Genomic DNA, 3,828 nt, shown 5'->3' with positions numbered 1-3,828 from the left:
CCGCACGCTGAAGGTGAAGACGCTCGACCAGTATGATTTTTCCGACACCGACATCTGCATCATGTCGGCCGGCGGCAGCGTCTCCAAGGAATGGTCGCCGAAGATCGGCAAGCAGGGCTGCGTCGTCATCGATAATTCGTCGGCCTTCCGCTACGACCAGGACGTGCCGCTGATCGTGCCGGAAGTGAACCCGGACGCGATCTCGCTGTTCACGCGCAAGAACATCATCGCCAATCCGAACTGCTCGACGGCGCAGCTGGTGGTGGCATTGAAGCCACTGCACGATTTCGCCACCATCAAGCGCGTCGTCGTCGCCACCTATCAATCGGTGTCGGGCGCCGGCAAGGAAGGCATGGACGAACTCTTTACCCAGACCCGCGCGGTCTTCGTCGCCGATGGCGTCGAGGTCAAGAAGTTCACCAAGCGCATCGCCTTCAATGTCATCCCGCACATCGACGTCTTCCTCGACGACGGCTCCACCAAGGAAGAGTGGAAGATGGTCGCCGAGACCAAGAAGATGCTCGACCCCAAGATCAAGCTGACGGCGACCTGCGTGCGCGTGCCGGTGTTCATCGGCCACTCGGAAGCGGTCAACATCGAGTTCGAAAAGCCGATCACCGCCGACGACGCGCGGGATATCCTGCGTGAAGCCCCAGGCTGCCAGGTGTTGGACAAGCGAGAGGACGGAGGCTACATCACGCCGCTGGAATCGGCCGGCGAGGACGCCACCTTCATCTCGCGCATCCGCGAGGATTCGACCATCGACAACGGCCTGTCGATGTGGATCGTCTCCGACAATCTGCGCAAGGGCGCCGCACTCAACGCGGTGCAGATCGCCGAGCTTTTGGTCGAGCGCGGCCTGATCCAGCCGAAGAAGAAGGCGGCCTGACGGCTGATCTAGTTTTCGCTCACGGGCCGCACCGCCGCTAGCGCGGCTGGCCCGCGGTCGCGGGCTCGGCCCTCGGCCGGGATGCTGAAGGTTTGCGGAGCATTGATGAAGGCCAATCTCCCCCACGAGGGGGGAGATCGGCAGCTTCGCCGATGCGCTACACTCGGTTGTCCTCGGCCAGCCCGATCAGCAGCTTCAGTGCCTCCTCCGCCCTATCGGCGGGAACGAACAGATGGTCGTGATAAAAGGCCGAAACCGGGTTCACGCCCATGCCGGCGGCGGCCAGGCGCGTGGTGATGGCGGCGAGGAAGCCGACGGCTTCCAGCGACGAATGGATGTTCAGCGTCAGCATCCGGCAGCGGAACGAAGCGGTCAGTGCCGCGGCGTTGGCCTCCTCCTCGGTCACGATCAGCGTCACACCCTCGCGCTCGCGAAACACCATCACCGGCTCAACGCCTTCCGGCTGAGGGACGCCGGGTGCCAGCGTGACGAAGACATAGGCGCCGGCGAGCAGCTCCGGTGTCATCGACGCCAGCAGTGTCTTGAGATCGGTTTCGCCGGCCATCTGTCTTCCCTCGCCTGCAAAAAACGGGCCGCAGCCCACGTGCTCTTCAATATCCGCGACCGGCGCGTGCCGATAGTCCAGGCGCTGCAAGGACGACATGGCGATGTCGCTGGCGGCTGGGCTTGCAGAGCTGTCGCATCGCACAATAGAGAAGCTGAGGGCCAGTGCCGGTCCGTGAAAGGCCTTCGATGATCGTTCGCCCGCGCCCCACATTCCTGCAGCTGTTCTTCATCATGCGCGGTTCGGTCGTGCCACGCATTCTGCCGCAGATATTGGGCTTCGCGCTTTATTCCGCGATCATCCTGGCCGCGGCGCGCCGGTTCCAGCTTGATTTCAGCGTCTTCAACATCACGCCTTTCGGCCTGGTCGGCGTGACATTGTCGATCTATCTCTCGTTCCGCAACAACGCCGCCTACGACCGTTGGTGGGAGGCGCGCAAGCTGTGGGGCGCGCTGGTCTTCGAAATGCGCAACCTGGCACGCGCCACCACCAGCCTCATCCCGAACCAGACCGAACAGCGCGCCTTGCTGATGGAAGCGCTCGCCTTCTGTCATTTCCTGCGCGGGCAGTTGCGCAAGATCGACAGCACGAAGGATGCCCGTGCCTTCATCGACGCCGAGGCGGACAAGGCAGCAGCCTTTTCCAATCCGGCGGATGAGATGGTCAGGCGGATGGGCCGGCGTGCCAATGCGCAGCGCCTGGCGGGCGACGTCGACACGATCGGCTTTCGTATCCTCGATGAGAGGCTCGCGTCGGTCGCGGCCATCCAGGCCGGCTGCGAGCGGATCGCCGGTACGCCCTTGCCGTTCGCCTACACGCTGCTGGTGCATCGCACGGCCTATATCGTCTGCCTGCTGCTGCCGATCGGCCTGATCTCGACCACCGGTTGGGCGACGCCGCTGTTCACCGCGCTGATCGCCTATACTTTCTTCGGCCTCGACGCGCTGTCGGAAGAGCTCGAGGATCCGTTCGGCACCGAAGCCAACGACCTCGCTCTCGACAGCCTCTGCCGTGTCTGCGAAATCTCGGTGTTCGAGGCGCTGGGCGAAACGCCGCCGAAGATGATCCCGGCGGAAAAGTTCTATTTTTCGTAGGCAAAGGCGCGCGGGCTTAGCGGGATTAAAAGAATCCTCCCCGCTGTCGGATCGCCGCTCCATGCCACGTCCTTGGTTCGACCCCAGCAAGAAGGGGATAGAACCATCAGGAGGGACCATCATGAGCATTTCCGAAACCGCGCCCGTCTCGCCGGGCGCTTTGTGGACCGGCCGCGCGCTCAGCGGCGTCATCGTGCTGTTCATGATCTTCGACGGCGCCATCAAGCTGCCGCCGCTCGATATCGTCATCCAGACGATGGTGCCGCTTGGCTGGCCGGCCGATCCGAATGTCGCGCGCATGCTTGGCGTCATCGGCCTGATCTCGACCGCTCTCTATGCGCTGCCGCGCACCTCGGTGCTCGGCGCCATCCTGCTCACCGCCTATATGGGCGGCGCCATCGCCACCAATGTCCGCGTCGACAACCCGCTGTTCTCGCACATTCTGTTCGGCGTCTATCTCGGCATTATCCTGTGGGGTGGCCTGTATCTGCGCGATCCCAGGCTCCGCGCGCTGATCCCGTTCAGCCGTTAGATCCGGATCGAAGCACCGCTTTCAACTCGAAGCCTGAACCCTTTGCCGGGCAATATCTCAGGGATCGAATCGCCGAGTTGCGAGTTAGAGATTCGCCCGGCGGCGGAGGCGGCTCCTATCGGAGAGGAACGACGATGAAGAAAACGATGCTTTTGATGGCGCTGCTGGTGCCGCTCGCCGCTTGTTCGCAAACGGAAAAAGGCGCGGCCGTAGGCGGCCTCGGTGGCGCTGCCGTCGGTGCGGCGGTCGCCGGCGATCCGGTTGAAGGCGCCGTCGTCGGTGGTGCCGTCGGCGCTGTTGCCGGCGCGCTGATCGGCCGGGCGAGCGAGCGTGGCGAATGCCGCTACCGCGATAGCCGTGGCCGCGTCTATATTGACCGCTGCCCGCGCGGCTATTGACCGGGCGGCTTTTACAGACAGGGTCGAATGAAAAAACGGCGGGCACATGGCCCGCCGTTTTCCTGGATGCGATAGAGCAAATACTTATTCGGCGGTTGCGGCTTCCGCCTCGGCCGGTGCAGCCGCGGCGGCGGCAACGGCAGCAGCGGCATCTTCCTGCGCCTTCTTCAGAAGAGCAGCGCGTTCCTGCGCCTTCTTGCCCGGCTCGGCCTTCTTCGGGTTGGAACGGGCGTCGCGCTTGACAAGGCCGGCCTCGTCGAGGAAGCGCAGCACGCGGTCGGTCGGCTGGGCGCCATGCGCCAGCCAATGCTTGACGCGGTCGGCGTCGACCTTGACGCGTTCGCCATCCT

The 3,828-nt window shown here is 63.9% G+C and carries 6 protein-coding genes; 4 read left to right on the top strand and 2 right to left on the bottom strand.

Annotation, left to right across the window (positions count from 1 at the left end):
• A partial coding sequence (locus tag EN949_RS33620; protein WP_127371937.1) for an aspartate-semialdehyde dehydrogenase occupies nucleotides 1–889 on the top strand: 889 nt, incomplete at its 5' end.
• A 157-nt stretch (nucleotides 890–1,046) separates the two neighbouring features.
• On the opposite strand, the gene EN949_RS33615 is transcribed toward EN949_RS33620, so the two are convergent.
• Nucleotides 1,047–1,454, bottom strand: coding sequence for an ACT domain-containing protein (locus EN949_RS33615; protein WP_013528796.1), 408 nt, complete (start codon nucleotides 1,452–1,454; stop codon nucleotides 1,047–1,049).
• 188 nt (nucleotides 1,455–1,642) lie between these two features.
• Between EN949_RS33615 and EN949_RS33610 the strand changes: the two genes are divergently transcribed.
• The 3 genes from EN949_RS33610 to EN949_RS33600 all read left to right on the top strand — a co-directional run bounded on the left by EN949_RS33610 (nucleotide 1,643) and on the right by EN949_RS33600 (nucleotide 3,478).
• On the top strand, nucleotides 1,643–2,548 hold the full coding sequence (locus EN949_RS33610) for a bestrophin family ion channel (RefSeq protein WP_127367180.1): 906 nt from the start codon (nucleotides 1,643–1,645) through the stop codon (nucleotides 2,546–2,548).
• 121 nt (nucleotides 2,549–2,669) lie between these two features.
• On the top strand, nucleotides 2,670–3,080 hold the full coding sequence (locus EN949_RS33605; protein ID WP_027162877.1) for a DoxX family protein: 411 nt from the start codon (nucleotides 2,670–2,672) through the stop codon (nucleotides 3,078–3,080).
• Nucleotides 3,081–3,214: 134 nt separating this feature from the next.
• Nucleotides 3,215–3,478: a glycine zipper domain-containing protein gene (locus tag EN949_RS33600; protein WP_013528799.1), complete on the top strand. Its 264-nt coding sequence runs from the start codon at nucleotides 3,215–3,217 to the stop codon at nucleotides 3,476–3,478.
• Nucleotides 3,479–3,562: 84 nt separating this feature from the next.
• Here the strand turns inward: EN949_RS33600 and EN949_RS33595 are convergent.
• On the bottom strand, nucleotides 3,563–3,828 hold a 266-nt coding region (locus EN949_RS33595; protein WP_127371936.1), incomplete at its 5' end, for a 30S ribosomal protein S16.

It is taken from the genome of Mesorhizobium sp. M7A.F.Ca.US.007.01.2.1 (assembly GCF_003998165.1).
Taxonomy (GTDB): domain Bacteria; phylum Pseudomonadota; class Alphaproteobacteria; order Rhizobiales; family Rhizobiaceae; genus Mesorhizobium; species Mesorhizobium ciceri.
Note: the sequence above shows the minus strand (reverse complement) of the source record. Positions and strands in the feature narration are given on the sequence as shown.

Coding starts and splice junctions, on each gene's coding strand:
- EN949_RS33615 (WP_013528796.1), bottom strand. CDS start 1,454: ATGGCCGGCGAAACCGATCTCAAGACACTGCTGGCGTCGATGACACCG.
- EN949_RS33610 (WP_127367180.1), top strand. CDS start 1,643: ATGATCGTTCGCCCGCGCCCCACATTCCTGCAGCTGTTCTTCATCATG.
- EN949_RS33605 (WP_027162877.1), top strand. CDS start 2,670: ATGAGCATTTCCGAAACCGCGCCCGTCTCGCCGGGCGCTTTGTGGACC.
- EN949_RS33600 (WP_013528799.1), top strand. CDS start 3,215: ATGAAGAAAACGATGCTTTTGATGGCGCTGCTGGTGCCGCTCGCCGCT.